At 71.6% G+C, this 1162-nt stretch carries 1 protein-coding gene; it reads left to right on the plus strand.

Annotated features, from left to right (window positions below):
- Positions 1-305 precede the first annotated feature (305 nt).
- On the plus strand, positions 306-1106 hold the full coding sequence (gene aqpZ, locus G6019_RS16255; protein WP_347238117.1) for an aquaporin Z: 801 nt from the start codon (positions 306-308) through the stop codon (positions 1104-1106).
- Positions 1107-1162: the final 56 nt, after the last annotated feature.

The raw sequence follows: 1162 nt of genomic DNA on the forward strand, positions 1-1162 counted from the left end.
GGCCTCGTCCACCCCGCCGCGTCGCTCCCCGGCCTCGCCGCGGACCGCGGCGTGCCGCTGGTCGAGGTGAACCCCGGTCCTCCGGGTTTCCCGCACGAGGCGAGCGTGCACCTACGCGCCACCGCCGCGCAGGCGCTGCCGTCTCTCCTGGCACCCTGACCGCGGCGTCACATCGCCTGGGCGATGCGACGGGTCGCGAAATCGGCGCGGGATCCTCGCCGCCGCGCTAGCTTTCTCCCTGCGAGGATCGTCAACATCGCGTTCCCGCCTCCCGTCCCCGGGAGTTCACCACCGGAGGTCAGCTCATGTCCGACACGTCCCCGAGTACGCCAACCGACACTTCCACCGCCACGCCGTCCGGGACGGCCGTGATCGCGGCCGAGATGATAGGCACCTTCTGGCTGGTGCTGGGAGGGTGCGGCACCGCGGTGTTCGCGGCCGTCCAGGTGGCCACCGCCGACACCGGGGATGTTCCCGTGGGCGTCGGTTATCTCGGAGTCTCCCTGGCCTTCGGCCTGACCGTCCTGACCGGCGTGTACGCGCTCGGCCACCTCTCGGGAGGCCACTTCAACCCCGCCGTCACCATCGGCGCGGCGATCGCGGGGCGCCTGCCCTGGTCCAAGGCGCCCGTCTATATCGTCAGCCAGGTCCTCGGGGGCCTCGTCGCGGGCGCACTGATCCTGGTCGTGGCCTCGGGCAAGGCGGGCTTCGAGGCGACGGGGCACATGGCCGCGAACGGCTACGGGGAGAACTCCCCGGACGGATACGGTCTGCTGTCGGCCCTCATCATCGAGGTCGTGCTGACCGCGATCTTCATCTGGGTGATCCTCGGCGCCACGGATCGCCGTGCACCTGCCGGATTCGCGCCGCTGGCGATCGGTCTGACGCTGACGCTCATCCACCTCGTCTCGATCCCGATCACCAACACCTCGGTCAACCCGGCCCGCTCCACCGCCGTGGCGTTCTTCAACGGCGACGGGGCCGTCGGACAGCTGTGGCTCTTCTGGGTGGCCCCGATCCTCGGCGCGCTCATCGCCGGCGCCCTGTACGGTCCGCTGTTCGGCGAGCGGGTCAAGAGCGCCTCGGCTCCGGGGGCCCGGGTCTGACCCCACCGAGACCTCGACACCGGGACGCCTCGGGCCCGCGGGACGACGTCCCGCGG

Source organism: Dietzia sp. DQ12-76, from assembly GCF_014145045.1.
Taxonomy (GTDB): domain Bacteria; phylum Actinomycetota; class Actinomycetes; order Mycobacteriales; family Mycobacteriaceae; genus Dietzia.